This is a genomic window from Acinetobacter lwoffii (assembly GCF_019343495.1).
GTDB classification, from domain to species: Bacteria; Pseudomonadota; Gammaproteobacteria; order Pseudomonadales; family Moraxellaceae; genus Acinetobacter; species Acinetobacter lwoffii_P.
Window position 1 is genome coordinate 981,879 of sequence record NZ_CP072549.1, and the last position, 17,939, is coordinate 999,817.

13 protein-coding genes and 3 pseudogenes are annotated in these 17,939 nt (G+C 45.0%); 5 read left to right on the plus strand and 11 right to left on the minus strand.

Features of this window, described 5'->3' with window-relative positions:
- Positions 1–265 precede the first annotated feature (265 nt).
- From mutS to J7649_RS04625, 4 genes are all read left to right on the plus strand, one after another.
- Positions 266–2,899 carry a DNA mismatch repair protein MutS gene (mutS, locus tag J7649_RS04610; RefSeq protein WP_219309574.1) on the plus strand — a complete coding sequence of 878 codons (2,634 nt, stop codon included), beginning with the start codon at positions 266–268 and terminating at the stop codon, positions 2,897–2,899.
- A 204-nt stretch (positions 2,900–3,103) separates the two neighbouring features.
- Positions 3,104–3,427 carry a ferredoxin FdxA gene (gene fdxA, locus J7649_RS04615; RefSeq protein WP_004279936.1) on the plus strand — a complete coding sequence of 108 codons (324 nt, stop codon included), beginning with the start codon at positions 3,104–3,106 and terminating at the stop codon, positions 3,425–3,427.
- Positions 3,428–3,564: 137 nt separating this feature from the next.
- The gene (locus tag J7649_RS04620; protein WP_004279938.1) at positions 3,565–4,284 is read left to right on the plus strand and encodes a D-Ala-D-Ala carboxypeptidase family metallohydrolase; all 720 of its coding nucleotides are present in this window, start codon (positions 3,565–3,567) and stop codon (positions 4,282–4,284) included.
- A gap of 132 nt (positions 4,285–4,416) precedes the next feature.
- A complete protein-coding gene (locus J7649_RS04625; RefSeq protein WP_004646686.1) occupies positions 4,417–5,082 on the plus strand; it encodes an O-methyltransferase in 666 nt (221 codons plus the stop codon).
- A gap of 168 nt (positions 5,083–5,250) precedes the next feature.
- Here J7649_RS04625 and J7649_RS04630 read toward each other — a convergent pair whose 3' ends face one another.
- The 11 genes and pseudogenes from J7649_RS04630 to J7649_RS04680 form a co-directional block, all read right to left on the minus strand.
- On the minus strand, positions 5,251–6,093 hold the full coding sequence (locus J7649_RS04630) for a universal stress protein (protein ID WP_004279943.1): 843 nt from the start codon (positions 6,091–6,093) through the stop codon (positions 5,251–5,253).
- Between the two features lie 193 nt (positions 6,094–6,286).
- On the minus strand, positions 6,287–6,904 hold the full coding sequence (locus J7649_RS04635) for a DapH/DapD/GlmU-related protein (RefSeq protein WP_219309576.1): 618 nt from the start codon (positions 6,902–6,904) through the stop codon (positions 6,287–6,289).
- Positions 6,897–7,496: an IMPACT family protein gene (locus J7649_RS04640; protein WP_219309578.1), complete on the minus strand. Its 600-nt coding sequence runs from the start codon at positions 7,494–7,496 to the stop codon at positions 6,897–6,899. The genes J7649_RS04635 and J7649_RS04640 overlap by 8 nt, the downstream gene beginning before the upstream one ends.
- A 119-nt stretch (positions 7,497–7,615) precedes the next feature.
- A pseudogene (locus J7649_RS04645) lies at positions 7,616–8,804 on the minus strand (beta-barrel domain-containing protein).
- Positions 8,801–10,939 (minus strand): annotated as a pseudogene (locus tag J7649_RS04650) (type I secretion system permease/ATPase). The pseudogenes J7649_RS04645 and J7649_RS04650 overlap by 4 nt, the downstream one beginning before the upstream one ends.
- Positions 10,936–12,402, minus strand: a pseudogene (locus tag J7649_RS04655) (TolC family outer membrane protein). The pseudogenes J7649_RS04650 and J7649_RS04655 overlap by 4 nt, the downstream one beginning before the upstream one ends.
- Before the next feature lie 217 nt (positions 12,403–12,619).
- Complete coding sequence (lptB, locus tag J7649_RS04660; RefSeq protein WP_005107230.1) at positions 12,620–13,363, minus strand: LPS export ABC transporter ATP-binding protein; 744 nt, start codon at positions 13,361–13,363, stop codon at positions 12,620–12,622.
- The gene (gene lptA, locus J7649_RS04665) at positions 13,363–13,929 is read right to left on the minus strand and encodes a lipopolysaccharide transport periplasmic protein LptA (RefSeq protein ID WP_004646679.1); all 567 of its coding nucleotides are present in this window, start codon (positions 13,927–13,929) and stop codon (positions 13,363–13,365) included. The genes lptB and lptA overlap by 1 nt, the downstream gene beginning before the upstream one ends.
- Positions 13,913–14,461: an LPS export ABC transporter periplasmic protein LptC gene (gene lptC / locus J7649_RS04670; RefSeq protein WP_004646678.1), complete on the minus strand. Its 549-nt coding sequence runs from the start codon at positions 14,459–14,461 to the stop codon at positions 13,913–13,915. Before lptC ends, lptA begins: the two co-directional genes overlap by 17 nt.
- Before the next feature lie 33 nt (positions 14,462–14,494).
- Entirely contained in the window at positions 14,495–15,034 is a 540-nt protein-coding gene (locus tag J7649_RS04675; protein ID WP_114540782.1) for a KdsC family phosphatase, read from the minus strand.
- A 3-nt stretch (positions 15,035–15,037) separates the two neighbouring features.
- Positions 15,038–16,081, minus strand: coding sequence for a KpsF/GutQ family sugar-phosphate isomerase (locus J7649_RS04680; protein WP_228738664.1), 1,044 nt, complete (start codon positions 16,079–16,081; stop codon positions 15,038–15,040).
- 433 nt (positions 16,082–16,514) lie between these two features.
- On the opposite strand from J7649_RS04680, the gene cysS reads away from it, so the two are divergent.
- Positions 16,515–17,936: a cysteine--tRNA ligase gene (gene cysS, locus J7649_RS04685; protein ID WP_219309581.1), complete on the plus strand. Its 1,422-nt coding sequence runs from the start codon at positions 16,515–16,517 to the stop codon at positions 17,934–17,936.
- The last annotated feature ends 3 nt before the right edge of the window (positions 17,937–17,939 follow it).

Sequence of the window (17,939 nt, forward strand, 5' to 3'; positions counted from 1 at the left end):
GTGCTGAATAAGAAGCCATAGCGGCAGATCTGAGCGCTGACTTAAACATTCATCTGGAATTTCATTTCTTTCTAAAAATTAAATTTGATAGACTTGCTGCAATACAGCTTTAAAGCTGAATTGAATCAGCAGATTCATTTCACATTTTCGATCTCCTATGCTCAATCATGTGGGATTGGCCAGACTGAAAACGTGCTTTAAATTTTCCTGCATAGCCTATTGAGCAGTATTTGCATTTATCTCTTGTTGAAAGGATTTATTTTTAATGACCAGTTCAGAAATTATGGCTGATCTTTCTACCTTAACGCCCATGATGCAGCAATACATGTCGGTGAAAATGCAGCATCCGCATTCTTTGATGTTTTATCGTATGGGTGATTTTTATGAACTGTTCTTTGAAGATGCACACAAGGCAGCCAAGATTTTAGGCATTACCCTGACCCATCGTGGTAAAGCCAATGGTCAGCCGATTCCTATGGCGGGCGTGCCTTATCATGCAGCCGAGGGCTATCTGGCACGTCTGGTCAAAAAAGGCGAAACCGTGGTGATCTGCGAGCAGATCGGCGAGGTTACTGGGAAAGGACCGGTTGAGCGTGGTGTAGTTCGGATTATTACGCCGGGCACCCTGACCGATGATGCCATGCTCGGTGCACATCAAAGCTCGAATCTGGTGGCTTTATGTATTCAGCAGAGTCAGATTGGCATTGCACTTCTCGATCTCAGCGCTGGCTTATTTAAAGTACAGCAGCAGGATTATGATCTTAACCAGCTCATGATTGAACTGGCACGTTTGATGCCAAGCGAAATTCTGCTGGATGAAAGTATCACTGATCCAACATTGACCGAACAACTCAAACAGCAACTGGATATCTCGGTCACCAAACGTCCCGATGTCGACTTCAACCTGAACAATGCGCAAAAAACCTTATGCGACCAGTTTGCTGTCAGCACGCTTTCAGGTTTCGGCATTGATCATTTACCTTTGGCTAAAGCAGCGGCTGCGGCACTGATTCACTATGCAAAAGAAACCCAGAAAACTGCGTTACCGCATATCCGTACGATTCAGCTAGAACAAAGTTCAGATTTTATTGCTTTGGATCCGGTGACACGCCGTAATCTTGAACTGATTGAGCCTTTATTTGAACATGGGACATCCTTATTTCAACTGATCAATGACTGTCAGACTGCTATGGGTGGACGCTTGCTCAGTCGCACCCTGATGCAACCTTTACGCGATACCGCGCTGCTGGATGAGCGCCTGGATGCCATTCAAGCCTTGCTGCAAGGTTTCCACGAAGCACCTGTACGTCTGGTGCTTAAAGAGATTAGCGATATTGAACGCGTGCTGAGCCGTATTGCGCTTGGCAGTGCCCGCCCACGTGATCTGGTACAACTGCGTCAGGCCTGTGCGCAAATTCCATTTTTACGTCATGCCCTGCAACCGATTGTGAGTCAGCAACAGTCCACGCTCTTGGTGCAGCTCAATGAAGAACTCGGCGACTTCCATGGTTTGCATCAACGCCTGATGTCAGCCATTGTAGAAAATCCACCCGTCCTGCTGCGTGATGGTAATGTCATTGCAGAAGGTTTTGACAGTGAACTGGATGAACTGCGTCAGATTCGTGATCATGCCAGCCAGTTCCTGATTGATCTGGAAATCAAAGAGCGTGAACAAAGCGGCATTCCGGGACTGAAAATCGGCTATAACCGTGTTAGTGGCTATTATATTGAGTTAACCCGAGCACAAGCCGAACAGGCACCCGAGCATTATATCCGCAGGCAAACCCTGAAAAATGCCGAACGCTACATCACGCCTGAACTGAAAGCATTTGAAGACAAAGTCTTATCTAGCGAATCACGTGCCTTGGCTCGTGAAAAAATGCTGTTTGAAATGCTGCTGGATGAACTGCGTCAGGATATCGGTAATTTACAGATGATGAGCAGCGCCATTGCCCAGATTGATCTGATCGCTAACTTTGCCCATCAGGCACGTTTACGCAACTGGTCGCGTCCAAAATTCAGCCCTGAGGTCGGCGTGAGTATCACTGCCGGACGACATCCGGTGGTAGAAGCCCTGAGTAAAACGGCCTTTACCCCGAACGATACACGACTGGATTTTTCCCATCGAATGGCGATTATTACCGGCCCCAACATGGGCGGTAAATCCACATTTATGCGCCAGACTGCATTGATCGTGTTGCTAGCTTATTGTGGCGCCTATGTTCCAGCGCAAGCTGCAACCCTAGGCCCTGTGGATCGTGTCTTCACCCGTATTGGCTCTGCTGATGATTTGTCTACAGGCAAATCGACCTTTATGGTGGAAATGACTGAAACCTCACAAATCCTGCATCATGCCACCAGCCAGTCTTTGGTACTGATGGATGAAGTCGGCCGTGGAACCAGTACCTATGATGGCTTGTCTCTGGCTTGGGCCTGTGTGCTGGATCTGATCAAACGCATTCAATGTTTATGTCTATTTGCCACCCATTATTTCGAACTGACCGAGCTGGATAAGGAAAGTGGCATTAATAACTACCATGTCACGGCCAAAGAGCTGAATGGCAATCTGATTTTATTGCATAAGGTACAACATGGCCCAGCCAGTCAGAGTCATGGCTTGCAGGTCGCCAAACTGGCAGGCATTCCGGCTGCAGTGATTAAAGAAGCGCAAAACCGCTTAAAGATTCTGGAAAAACAGCATCAGGCCAAGCCACTGAGCCCGCAGCATGATCTGTTTGCAATGCCTGAAGTTATGGAGCCTATAGAACGTATCATCGAAATTGAGAAAGAATCGCCTGCACTGGACTTACTCGAAGATATTGATGTAGATAGTTTAACTCCGCGTGAAGCCTTGCAGCAGTTATATGCGCTCAAAGACCTGATCAAACAGCCAAGTTAATTCTCGGTCCTAGACCTCATCTGGCATAGGGTCGATGTCCTGAACATACCGATGAATGCTGTAATTCATCGGTATGCGACCTTTTTTCAAATTTAACAGCCCTATATATAACAAATATCAATAAAAGGAATTGTTAGTTCCCCCTGTTTTTGCCTAAAATACAGCATTCGTAATTAGAACCATATTTTTTAGGTAGCTGTCGCCATGACCTTCGTTGTCACTGAAAATTGTATTAAATGTAAATATCAAGACTGTGTTGAAGTTTGCCCTGTAGACTGTTTCTATGAAGGTCCTAACTTCCTTGTGATTAACCCGGACGAATGTATCGACTGTGCGTTATGCGAACCTGAATGCCCGGCAAATGCAATTTTCTCTGAAGACGAATTACCAGAAGGTCAGGAAGTCTTTATTGAACTGAATGCTGACCTGTCACAAAAATGGCCAAATATCACACAAATTGGTGACCAGCCAGCAGACCGTGAAGAATGGAATGGCAAAGCAGACAAATTACAATACCTTGAAAAGTAATTAGTTTAAACTTTAAAAGATCAGCAAATGCTGATCTTTTTTATACTCAACGCACACATTTCATTGCAATATTCTCCAAATTTCTCCCTATATTTAGTCTAAAATAGCGCTATTTTGTAAATATCTGATTTCTATAAATGAAGAACTTGTTAAAGGGATTATTGAGTCTTTGTATAATTCCTCTTGTTTTTGTGGGCTGTACCACGACCACAAAACAACCTGGACAGGCCACCACACCTGCTGGAAAACGGATTTACATTCCACAAGAACGTGTTCAATACGATCGTAAAGCCCACCCAAAAACTGTGCCTTATGTGTATACCCACTGGGTATCGGCACTGGATAATTTGTCACGCGTGCGTGAATATGAGGTTTTTCTGGAACGTCATGGGGTTGGCAATATCATTCCGAGTTTCGAATTGATGCGTACTGCACGTGATTGGGCCAAGTGTGGCCGTTCCCAATACATGATTCCAAGCCGTGAATTATGGGCCAATCAGATCCCAACTTTAAAAGTCTTTAAATATCTGGTTGCAGCCAATGTACTGACTGATTTTGAAGTCACGTCAGTCTATCGTGACCTGCCTTTAAACCAGTGTGCCGGTGGTGCCAACTCTTCACGCCATCTGTACAACTCTGCCATCGATTTCCGGATTGGGCCTGAATATCCCCAAGCACAAGATTATAGTTATATTGAAAATACCAAGTTTAAATTGTGCCAGTTCTGGGTGCAGCATGGTCAAAGCCTGAATATGGGACTCGGCATGTATGCTTCTGGCCAGATCCACATCGATACCCAAGGTTATCGTACTTGGGGACCGAGTTTAGGCCGTAATTCCTCAATGTGTAATTACTAAGTCATGACAACCACTCTACAAAGTTCATTCAGGACATTGTAGAGCCTAAAAAATCATCACCTATAGAACAATAAATTGCGCTCTGCCGCGAAAAGTTTAAAATGCACGCATCGCAATCGAGGTGCTAAGACTATGCAACAAATGTGGACAGACATTGATCACTACATTGATTCACATTTAATTCCTGAAGACCCTATTCTGAATCAAACTCTTGAGAATACCGCAGCGCACGGTTTTCCTGATCATCTGGCTGTAGCACCGAACCAAGGCATGTTGTTGCAGATGCTAATCCAGATGAACCAATGTAAACGTATACTGGAACTCGGCACATTTGCAGCATATAGCACCATGTGGCTGGCACGTGCTTTGCCGGATGATGGCTATATCCTGACCATTGAAGGACGTGATACCCATGCAGCGATGGGTCAGGAAAATATTGATCGCGCGCAGCTTAAACAGACCGTCGAACTGAAATGCGGCCGTGCAGCAGATGTGCTTAAAGCCCTGCCTGAAGATACGGAAGCTTTCGATTTCATCTTTATTGATGCAGACAAACAGAGTTATCCGGAATATCTGGAACTCAGTTTAAACCTGTCGCACTCAGGTACACTTATTTTTCTGGACAATGTGATTCGTGCTGGCGAAATCATTAACCCAGACAATAATAAACCAAGTATTGAAGGCATTCGTGACATGTTTAAAGCGCTTCAAAATCATCCACGTATCTTGTCATGCACTGCTTTACAAACGGTTGGCAGCAAAGGACATGATGGTTTTGCACTCGCGATTGTGAAATAAAACAAGAAGAACAAAAATCACCCAATTACATATTTACCATAAATAACATTAACTTATAAATATTAACCACAGAGTTATCCACAATATATGAGGATAACTCTGGTCATTTTTAAATCAAGCTGTAACAATTTACGATTAGACTTCGCGCTTGGCTATTATATGCAATTCTCACTTCGCAACCAGTAAAGGCACTTTAGAATTCCGGAAAATCGTGGTCGCAATACTGCCCAAAAAGAACTGGTGGATTTTACTGTGACTAAATGCACCCAACACGATCAGCTGAATCCCGAGTTCCTGCTGATAGGTCAAAATATTTTCTGCGACATCGCCATAGCGGTATTGTGGCACCACATCTAAACCGGCCTGATTTAAATATTGCAAAGGCTCATTTAGAATTTCAGCATGATCACCGATATATAACAGATGGCATTGCAATAAGCGCAGCAAATCACTTTCCGCAATCCGTTTCATCATCTTGATACAGGTTGGTGAATATTCATAGGCAAAAATAAATCGTGTCGGTGGCTTAAACTGTTCCCCGACTGTCATCACGGTACAGTTTGCCCCACGAATAAAATTTTCGACATTGGTACCAATCGGTTTGTTTTTTTCAGCCGAGCGTTCACCGAGTAATCCAATCACTGCAATATCATCAGGCTGCAGGATCTGGAAGCTTTGCTCCAGAAAATCACCCTTTTCCTGAATATGTGTGGTTTGAATACCGTGTTCTGCCAGAATCCGCTCGGAAATGTGTTGCAGCAGGTTATTGCTATAATCCAGCGCAATTTCACTTTGTTTTTGTTCAAGCTCAGCCAGTTCTTTGAGTAACATGGCATTGCTTTCAAAGCCGATCACTCCGCTGATTTCCCCCAGATGATAACTGGCCGGGTAATAATCCAAAACCTGTAACAGGACCAGTTCACGCCCAGTCTGTTTGGCAATCCATGCCGCCGCGTCTGCCAGCGCGTTTATACATGGTGATGAGTCGATGCAGGCGATGACACGTTTCATGTTTAGCCTCTCTTCTATTTATGATAAAAATTTCTTAGTTATTTTTAACTTAGCATAAGCATTCAAAAATGTGCAGCGAAATCTGTAAGGCTTGACTTGAAATATGTTAACTTTTATGTGAACAAATATAGATCAATATATCGAACCATCTGCTGAGTCAGGCTGTTGCATCAAGCACTTGACTTCCAAAAGCTTATTCACGATAGCGAATGAATTGGGCCGGATTACCGGCGACAATCGCACGCTTCTCGACATCCTTGGTCACCATACTGTTCATTCCCACCACGGCCTGATCTGCGATTTTAATTCCGTCCTTGATACCGACATGCGCACCGAGCCACACATCCCGACCAATCTCGATGCCTTGCGAACGTACTGGCTGCTGATAAATCGGCTGCTCCAAATCCATGCCATGATCAAAGGCATAAAGATGACAATAAGCGGCGATGCGCACCTGATCATGCAGTTTAATCCCCACCCGGCCACCATCCAGAATACAGTGATGATTGATCGCCACTTCATTACCGATCTCTAGGGGGCCATGTAAGGTGCAATCTGCAGCAATAAAGCTATTATCACCAATAATGATTTTGCGTCCCGGCTCCGCGAAAATATGTGCAAGAGGTGAAATAAAACAGTTTTCACCAATCTCGACGGTTTCCATTTCCATCAAGTAAGCCTGATAGTCCTTTTGCCACGCTTCTGCCCAGCTACGATTTTTAGGCTTTAAAGACCAGTACAGCCAAGGCATATAATTCAGGCGATGTTTGTGCTGTTCACGATATTTCAGTAATGGATCTACGTCAGTCATCTGTCGCTTCTTCTATGATTTTGAGCTGTTCGCGGCCGCGGGTCACATCTTGAATTTTTAAGGCAAAAGATTGAATTTGATGTAACTGAAATAAGGCACTGACCTGCACCCCTTCGGCTGTATATTCTTCCTGATAATCGATTTGCTGCTGATTCAATTCATATTGAAAGATGGCCCATTCATTGAATTGACAGGAAAATTGCACCTTCTTCTTTTCAATCAGTTCAATTTTTTCTGCCAACAACAAACATTGTCCAGCGCAACCGCCATAGGCCCGTACCAAGCCCCCTGTTCCCAGCTTGATCCCGCCATACCAGCGATTGACCAATACCAGCACATTGGTCAGCTCATTACCTTCAATGGTCGCCAAAATCGGGCGTCCCGCTGTACCTGAAGGTTCCCCATCATCATTAAAGCGTACCTGATGGCCAATTTTCCAGGCCCAACATTGATGTGTGGTGCTTGGATCACGATGAGCCTCCAGAAAATCTTTGACGTCCTGCTCATTTTCAACAGGGGTGGCAAAGGCCTGAAAGCGGCTTTTTTTGATGTCTTCCTCAAAACTGACCAGACTGGCAATGGTAAATGGCATAACTTCAGGCTTTAAACTCTCACTGCTGCAGTATACCCGCTTTGCACAGACAAATAAAAAGCCTCTCCACGGAGAGGCCTGATTTTGATCGATTGTTTTACTCAATTGCTTGGCAAATATTACCGTTCACGCAAGGCTTCTTTGGCTTTATTAAATGGCTTGATCAGATAATCCATCACGGTTTTTGAACCAGTACGAATATCCACGGTGGCCACCATCCCCGGCGTAATATTGAATTCCTGCCCGGCATTATTGCTTAGCTTGTCGCTGTCGGTACGGATATACACCCGATAATAAAATTGATCCTGCTTGACTTCATCACGCAAGGTATCCGGTGAAATCATGGTCACTTTACCGTTTAGCCCGCCATAAATTGAATAATCATAGGCACTAATTTTGACCATCGCTTCTTGATTAGGGCGAATAAAGGCAATATCACGCGGCGAAATTCGTGCTTCAACCAGTAATTTTTCATCTAGTGGCACGATGGTCATCAACTTGCCATTTTGTGGAATCACGCCGCCCAGCGTCATCACATCAATCTCTTTGACTACACCGCGAACCGGTGATTTAAAAACAGTTCGGCTCAAAGTATCCGACTTGCCACGCACCACCTGTTGCTGAGTTTCCACATCGGTATTGGCTTTGGACAGCTCTTGCCGCGCATTCACATAATATTTGATTACGGATATCATTCATCTGATTACGCAGGTCATTGGCTTCACGTTTTAGACGCAACACTTCAACTTCACTGGCTGCCCCTTTGGCGACCAAGGGAGCGGTCATTTCCAGTTCTTGCTGCACCAGTAACAAAGCCTGTTCCAGGCCTGCAACAGATTCTTGCAAATTGGCTCGACGCGACTGATACAGGGCCGTTTCTTCTTTAACCAATTTGGGGTATTTCAACACTTCTTCAGGAAAGACCAACGGTGCGCCGGTGACTTCCGCACGTAAACGGGCTGAAGTGGCACGTGATGACACCAGCAAGGATTCTGATTCACCGACGTTGGATTCAAAGCGGGTCGGATCAAGCTGGGCCAATACTTGCCCACGCTCGACAATCTCACCTTCTTTGACATTAAGTTTAGTCAAAATACCACCATCCAGAGACTGAATCACCTGCTCTTTGGATGATGGAATTATTTTTCCAGTACCGGTAGATACTTCTTCCAATTTGAATAACCAGGCCCAGGTCAGTAATACCAGTAGGCCAATGCCGATAATCCAGATGATGACACTTGATTTGGGTAATGGCGGTTCCTGAAAGCTGACCTTGCTGGAACGTTTTAGTTGCTGTAGTTCACTCATGCACTTGCTCCCACAACCCGCTTCTTACCACCTTGCGATTGATTCAGGATCTGATCCCGTGGTCCATCCATCACAATCTTGCCATCATTGACCACCAGAATACGGTCCACCAGTTCCAATACCGCACGGCGATGAGTCGCAACGATCATCGTACGATGGGTTAAATAACCTTTAAGATGATCAATCAACTGTTTTTCTGACACATCATCAATGGCAGCGGTCGGTTCATCCAGTAGCAAAATCTTTGGTTGACGAATCAACAACCGCGCCAATAACAAGGCTTGGCGCTGTCCACCAGAAAAGCCGACACCACCCTCTAAAATGATATGATCCAGCCCTTCTTTTTTCTCCTGTACAAATCCCAGTGCACCGATAATTTGTAAGGCTTCCAGAATTTGCTGATCGGTGGCCAAAGGTGCACCCAAAGTCAGGTTTTCACGAATTGAACCATAAAATAACTGCGAGTTCTGATTTAGCAAACTCATATCACGCCGCACATCTGACGGATCAATCAGGGTCAGATCAATCCCATCCAGCTTGACCTTGCCCTGTAACGGTGTCTGCATCCCAGACAAGAGCTGCAACAAGGTCGATTTTCCTGCACCATTACGGCCCAGAATTGCAATTTTCTCCCCGGGCTTGATCTCTAGCTTGGGAATCATCAAACTCGGTTTCGGATCATCATCACCATATTTAAACACCACACCGTTAAGCTCATAATGCCCATCCAGTGCCGGACGATGAATCAGGTGCGAATAATCCGGCTGGTCCACCGGTTTTTTCATGAGTTCATCCAGACCGGATTTCGCGACTTTGGCCTGTTGCAAGCGCCCCAGCACGCCAGTAATTTGTGAAATTGGTGCCAGCATGCGTGAAGAAAGAATCGAACAGGCCACCAGTGCCCCCGTGGTCATATCACCCTCCATCACCGCAAAAGCCCCGACTAAAACCACAATCGCAAAGGTCAGTCCATGAATTTTTTGGGTCCAGGCAGTCATCAAGCCGACAATTTTACGTTGCTGCATGCTGACATCGGCTGACACTTCATTCATATGATTCCACTGATTCTGGAAACGCGTTTCAGCTCTTAACAGCTTGATGTCTTCAATTCCTTGTACAGCTTCTACCAGCAAGGCATTGCGGATGGCAGATTCACGCATCCCCAACTGGGCCAGCTGTGCCAGTTTTTTCTGCGCCAGAATCCCTGGAAGAATCATTAAGGGCACAACGAGTAACATGACCCAGAACAGATTGCCACCGATCACCCAGAAGATCCCTAAGAACAGGAAGAAGAATGGCAGATCGGCAATTGCTGTGACTGTGGTTGAAGTCACCAGTTCGCGGACGCCTTCCAGCTCACGAATTTGTGAAATAAAGGTTCCTGTTGATTTGGAACGTTCGCTGTTTTTAATCCGTAATGAATGACCAAACACCCGGTCGGAAATTTTTAAATCCGCGCGTTTACCAATAATGTCTGATAGATAGATCCGCGAGACACGTAATACAAATTCAAAAATCGCAGCGATCAGCACGCCACCGGCCAACACCCATAACGTCGGAATAGATTGCGATGGAATGACACGGTCATAGACATTCATCGAGAAAACTATCGTGGCCAGTGCCAGAATATTGGCAATTAAAGACGCAAACATCACATCGATATAGCGCTTCCAGTCATTCAGGACAATTGACCAGAACCAGTTTTTCTCAAAGGGTTTGATATATTCATCCACCCGCGCATCTGGAACTGAAGATTCAGGACGCAGCACATAAAGATGCTTTATGCCAACCTCTAACTGTTCAATCATGAAACTTTGAGATAAACCTTCATCACCACTGAGCTGGATGCTGACATTGCCCTGTGTGTCGATGCGTTCAATCACCCCCACATCACCACTATCGAATTCAACCAGTAAAGGTAAACGCCATGGATTCAGCAGGCTGCGCTCAAATTTATTTTTACGGACATTTAAACCCATCTGACGACTGATTATCTTGAGCATGTCATCGATGTCATGATGCTGGTCTCAGTCCAGTTGCAGGCGAATCCGCTCCTCAGAAGGCTCGATCCGGTAATGCCGGGCAATATTTAAAACCGCTTTAAGCCACGGTTGATAATTTATTGTAGTACTCATGGCTGAACTTCAAACCCCTGAATAGAAATACGGTTAAGCGCGTAAATATCCCGTGTACGGCCGGTGACCTGAATGTACTGTACGATCGCCGAATAAATATCATAGCGTGCCGATTCAATTTCCTGCGCGGCACTATGAATGGCTTGCTCTGCATTCAGCAAATCCACTACGGTTCGGGTACCCAATTTATATTGTTCTTGATACAGCTCTTTGGTGCGCACCGTGGTTGCGCGGCGCTGGGATAAAACCCCCATTTGTTTTTGTTTATTTTCAATCTGCTCGCGGATCAAGCGCACCTGATCCAGCACATCCAGATAGACCGTATTGACCTGTGCGCGTGCAGCTTCTTCGGCATAGCTTGCGGCACGGGTCTGTGAACGCGTTGCACCACCCTGATACAAATTACTGCTGGCTTCAATCATGACTGAATTATAGAAGCCATCATCTTCATTATTATTTGGATTCCGTCCATTCATCGCCTGACTTAGACTGCCTTTAACACTAATAGTCGGATAAGAACTTAATCGCGCCTGATCTTTTTGCAAACGGGCAACATTGACCCCGGCATGGGCCAGAATCATGTTCGGAATCTGGGTAAATTCCGGATCCTGATAAAGATCAGCCTGTGCCACAATACGCTCAGGAATCTCTCATTCAATAGTGGATACATCAAATCCTAGCAAGGTACGTAAGCGTTGTTGATATTGTCTGAGCTGGGTCTGCTGTACAATCAGATTCGATTGCGCTGCTTCCAGATTGGACTGCGCCTGAATCGGGTCGGCCTGACTGCTGATTCCGGCGCGGGCACGCAAATTGGCAATTTCTGCAATCCTTCCAATGCCCTGAATTTGCTGTTGGGCAATCTGGGGAATTTGCTGATAGCGTTTGATACTCACTATTGCATCAGCCACTTCAAATGCGATCTGATCCAGACTGACCAGCACCTTGGCCTGTTCTTCTGCCAATCGCGCTTCTTCCACACTTACATTGGTTTTAATTTTGCCAAAGTCATACAGCATCTGGGTGGCATTCAAAGAAACCATTTGTTGTCCACGTTCACCGGAAGTGAGGTCACCTGTCCCGATACCCCCGGATAACTGCGGATAATAACCCGCTCTCGCCACATCGATATTCGCGGCCTGCGCAGATAATGTCGAAATACTCTGTGTGATTTCAGGACGTCGCTGCACTGCCCGGTGTACAGCTTCCACCAAATTCATTTTTTGTGGAATACCAGCTGTGACCGTAGGACTGAAAGCTGGCTGTCCTGACTGTGGCCGGGTAATTTGCGGCAGCTCAGCTACTTTTGATGTATCTAATGAATAATGACCGAGCGAGGTAATATCAATGGTATGCGCTGACCGTGTCGGTTTGGGTGCAATCAGCTGACCTAAGCTATTCTTGAGATTGGTAAAATAATGGGGTGAGCTTTCTGCATGCCCTAAAGACACAGATAAAGGCAAAAGAAGAATTAATCTCCTTTTTTTTCATTCTGTTTTCCCCTGATTTCTTTAAAAGTGTTCTGCTCTAAATCGCATAATTATGTAATGTTTTCTTGTTTTAGCATAACAATAGGTCAAATCACTTTAAAAGAAATCTTTTTCACTTTGATTTGATCAAAAAAACCCTGCATCCGACAACTGGCGTCTGATGCAGGGTTTTTATATAAAGCAGGATTATTTAAACAGTGAAATCATCACCCAGATAAACTTTTCTCACGGTCTCATTCGCCAGAATTTCTTCTGGTGTGCCTTCAGCAAGCAATGCGCCTTCACTGACAATATAAGCATGCTCACAAATCGCCAGCGTTTCACGCACGTTATGATCGGTAATCAGCACCCCAATTCCGCGATCTTTCAAGTTCGTAATAATATCCTTAATATCTCCAACCGAAATCGGATCGACACCGGCAAAAGGCTCATCGAGTAGCATAAATTTTGGGTCAGCCGCAAGTGCACGCGCAATCTCAGCACGACGTCGTTCCCCACCAGATACGCTCATGCCCAAAGAATCTTTGATATGGGTGATTTTAAAGTCTGCCAATAGCTCCGCCAGACGTTGCTGACGTTGTGCCTTGGTCATATCTTTACGGGTTTCCAGAATCGCCATAATATTTTCGGAAATTGTCAGTTTTCGGAAAATCGAAGCTTCCTGCGGCAAATAACCAATTCCCTTACGTGCCCGTTCATGCATTGCGAGGTCGGAAAGATCTAGATCATCGAGATAGATTTCCCCCTTATCCATCCGCACCAGACCGACCACCATATAGAAACTGGTGGTTTTACCGGCGCCATTTGGTCCCAGCAACCCAACAATCTGGCCACTTTCCATGCTGAACGACACATCTTTCACTACCCAGCGTTTATTATAGTTTTTCGCCAGATGCTTAATGGTTAAGGTTTGAACCTGCTGTGATTGCTCCATTAATCACGCGCTCCCGGGAAGGATGTTGAACTAGAGGGTGGAATCACGATTTGTACACGGCCAGACGATGAACCGGTTTTGTTTGGTGTTCCGGTAGCTTCGATATCGCCTTTGTTCATGCTGTATTTTAAAGTCGCACCACGAATACTGGCACCGTCCTGTTGCAGGAAGGCATTACCTGACAAGGTAATAATCCCGGTTTCAGCATTGTAGACAATTTTCTGCGCCTGACCTTTGGCAAGACCTTTGGCCGGATCCACTTTTTGCTGGAACTGTGCCGGGCTGCCTGTCGCTGTAATCAGGCTGATCTGACGCTTATTGTTCAGATTGGCCACAATCGAATTGGCTTGCAGCTTCATGGTGCCCTGTTCAATGATAACGTTGCCCGAATACGTCGTCACACCCGTCCGCTCATTGAAAGTCGCCCGGTCAGCCAGCAAAGTGATTGGCTGGTTACGGTCAGATGGCAGTGCAAAAGCAGCGATTGAACCGAGTCCAACCACAGTCGCCAGCGTCATACGCTTCAGGAAAGTGTGCATCATTTTGGCTTTAGGAGTTTGGTTCATACTTTCCTCGAATATTAAAGAATTCGTATTGACCATCATTAAGATTGGCTTTAAGACCCTGGCTGACGAATTCAGCCTGTGGAGATTCCACAATCACTGTCTTGTCTGTTTCAATTTCACGTGTTTTCGGAAAAGCAGTCAGTTCTTCAGTACGAAACTGCATTTTTCCATTTTGCATGATTTTGGTGGCGAGCACTTCTTGAGAGAGTACAACTTTTGTATTGTCATCATAACCATGCGCCATTTTGGCAAAGAAAGTCGCATCGACTTTACCATTGTCATAGGTCGATGCTCGCAGATTTTCCAGCTTTGAGGTTTCTAGCTGCAGGTTCTGCTCGAGTCGGTCCACTTGGGCACGAACCGACACCTGGCCTGCTTCATCCGTCTGGGTTAAGTTAATATTTTGAGCGGAATAGGTCATGCTGCGCGCAGAGTCTGCCTGCAGCTTGTTGCCCTTGCCGCTGTAATAGTAATAACCACCACTTATTGCGGCAATAATCACAGCCGTAATATATAAAACTTTAGTATCCATAAGCGGTGTACTTAATCCAAAAGATATGACTTATTAATAAGGCGTACGAGTATATTTTTCAAGTAACTCTTGGTACATGCCTTTGGACATTAACAACATATCGCAGATTTCACGCACCGCACCACGTCCACCCTGCGCCTGAGTCACCAGATCGGCACGGCGACGAACTTCGACATGACCATTAGGCACGGTCACTTTCATGCCGGCAATGGCAAAAGCAGACAGATCAGGCCAGTCATCGCCCATGTACAGGCAATCTTCAGGATCAATATTAAGCTGCGCACAGGCTTCACGAAGTGCTGTACCTTTATCTTCACGCCCCTGATAGACCAAATCAACACCCAGATCCGACATACGCTTTTCTACGATATTGCTTTTACGTCCGGTGATAATAATCACCTTGATTCCCGCCTGCTGAACCAGTTTCATGCCCAGACCATCACGAATGTCAAAGGATTTGATCTCATCGCCAGTATTGGTCAGCGTTACAAAGCCATCACTTAAAATACCATCTACATCAAGCACCAGTGCTGCAATATGACGTGCCTGTTCTAATAATACATAAGATGCCATTTATTAATTTACCCCAGCCTGAATCAGGTCATGCATACTAATCACGCCAATGACTTTATTGGCATCATCAACAACTACAAATTGATTAATTTTATGCTCATTCATACGTTCCAGTGCCACCACTGCACGTGCTTCCTGAGAAATGGTCAACGGATTTTTGGTCATCACGTCCTGAATAGCCAGATTGACATCAAAACCTTGCTGCTTATCAATCAAGCGACGCAAGTCACCATCGGTAAAAATCCCCAGCAACACATCATTTTCATCGACGACTGTGGTTAAGCCCAAGCGCTTGTTAGAAATTTCGTACAATACTTTATTCATGGCGGTATCTGGCGAGACTTTAGGTAAATCAGTACCAGTACGCATCAGATGCTTCACGTGCAATAACAGACGTTTACCCAATGCACCTGCAGGATGTGAACGTGCAAAATCATCCGAAGTAAAGCCGCGAGCATCCAGTAAAGCCACCGCTAAAGCATCACCCAAAGCCAATGTTGCCGTCGTTGACGATGTCGGCGCTAAACCCAGTGGACAAGCCTCCTGAATATTACCTAGCGTCAAAGCCACATCAGCATTTTGTGGCATTGGACCACGATCATCACCACTGATGGTAATCAGCGGAATTTCCAGATGCTTGATCAGCGGCATCAGCATCATGATTTCATCACTCTTGCCCGAGTTGGAAATGGCAATCAGCACATCACCAGCCACCAGCATCCCTAAGTCACCATGACCGGCTTCACCTGGATGCATAAAGAATGAGGGAGTTCCGGTCGAAGCAAAGGTCGCCGCCATTTTACGGCCAATATGACCTGACTTGCCCATTCCGGTAATCACCAGACGGCCAGTACACTGTAAAATAATTTCACATGCCCGGCTAAAACGGTCATCAATCTGTGTTGCTAAAATCTGTAGTGCATTTTCTTCGATGCGCAGTGTTTTAAGTGCGACTTTCTGGAAATCTAGTTGATTCGCTGTTTTTTGTGGATTCAAAGCCTGTTTACCTACGCTAAGGACAGAGAAAAACTCTGGTTTGATGGGCATAATTTTCGCAATTTTAGCATAGCTATGCAATTGTAAGCTTTCTAAATATAGAAGATTCGACGGATTTTTAATATATTCAGATTGTATTCAACTTGCACAATCTGGTATCTCCATCTCTACATTCGCTCCATTTTTAAATTGGTTAAATGCGCTTGTTTTTATTTTTATAGAAATATAATTACACTATTCGAAATAGGTTGGGTTCAAATAAAATCTTACTCATCCAAATACAACTTAAGCACACTGGCAGACATTATCTCTAAAAATGTGAACCTAATATCCCCCCATTTCACTTCCTAAACCTCTTTTTTATAAATCGCTCTCGTCGCCTAACTCCCCTAAATAACTGAGGCTTTTTACGCTTTTATCTTTATGAATAATTATGCTTAGGTTAAGATGATTCATCCTTTTATTTGAAGTCTTTTGAACAGCTATGCAACCATTTGTTCTATATAACTCAGAGCAACGCAAAAAAGTAGAATTCGTACCTCGTGTTGAAGGTCAAATTGATCTGTATGTCTGTGGTATGACGGTTTATGACTACTGTCATATTGGACATGCACGTACAGTGGTTGCATTTGACTATATTATCCGTTTCCTGCGTAGCCAAGGCTGGAAGGTCAAATATGTGCGCAATATTACGGATATTGACGACAAAATTATTAAACGTGCCAATGAAAATGGCGAAAGTATCTCAGAATTAACAGGTCGCTTTATTGATGCGATGAATGAAGACTTTGCCAAACTGGGCTGCCTTGCACCTGATGTTGCACCTAAAGCGACAGATTACATCGATCAAATGCAAGATATGATCGGCAACCTGGTCAACAAAGGTACGGCTTATCCTTCCAATAATGGCGATGTCTACTTTGAGGTCGAGAAATTCGCCAAATACGGTCGTCTATCTGGCCGTAAACTAGAAGATATGCAAGCGGGTGCGTCTGAACGTGTCGATGTCGAAGTAGAAAAGAAACACCCGTTTGACTTTGTACTGTGGAAACATGCCAAGGAAAATGAGCCATCATGGGCATCACCGTGGGGTAATGGCCGTCCAGGCTGGCACATCGAATGTTCCGCAATGTCGACCTGCTGCCTAGGCAATCATTTCGATATTCATGGCGGTGGTGCTGATTTAACCTTCCCGCATCATGAAAATGAAATTGCACAATCTGAAGCATCTACTGGCGAACAGTATGTCAATTACTGGATGCATGCCGGATTTATTAATGTCGATGGCGAGAAAATGTCGAAGTCTTTAGGCAATTTCTTCACCATTCGCGACGTGATTGAAAAATTCCATCCGGAAGTGGTACGTTATTTTATTGTATCTTCACACTATCGTAGCCCGGTGAATTACTCGGATGTTGCCTTAAAAGAAGCGAAAAATACCTTATCTCGTTTCTACCACTCATTTAAAACCTATCAGGCGATTTATGGTGATCATCTAGTTGAAACTCTGGATGAGGCTTTGGTTGAGCGTTTCAATGCCGCTATGCGTGATGATTTCAATACGCCTGAAGCGATTGCGGTATTGTTCGAAATCAATAAAGAGCTGAATCGTACCGTGAAAGAAGAAAATGCGGAACAGGCAGCGATCTACTACGCAACTTTACGTCACCTGACCAATATTCTCGGTCTGGTACAGCAAAATGTAGATGAGTTCCTCAAATCTGACATTGGTCAAGAAGCATTGGGACTATCGCCTGAACAAATTGAAGATTTGATTCAACAGCGTCAGGATGCCAAGAAATCCAAAGAATTCGCACGCGCAGACGAAATCCGTCAATCTTTACTTGATCAAGGTGTTGTTCTTGAGGATACCCGTCAAGGTACAGTTTGGCGCCGTGCTGATTAATTA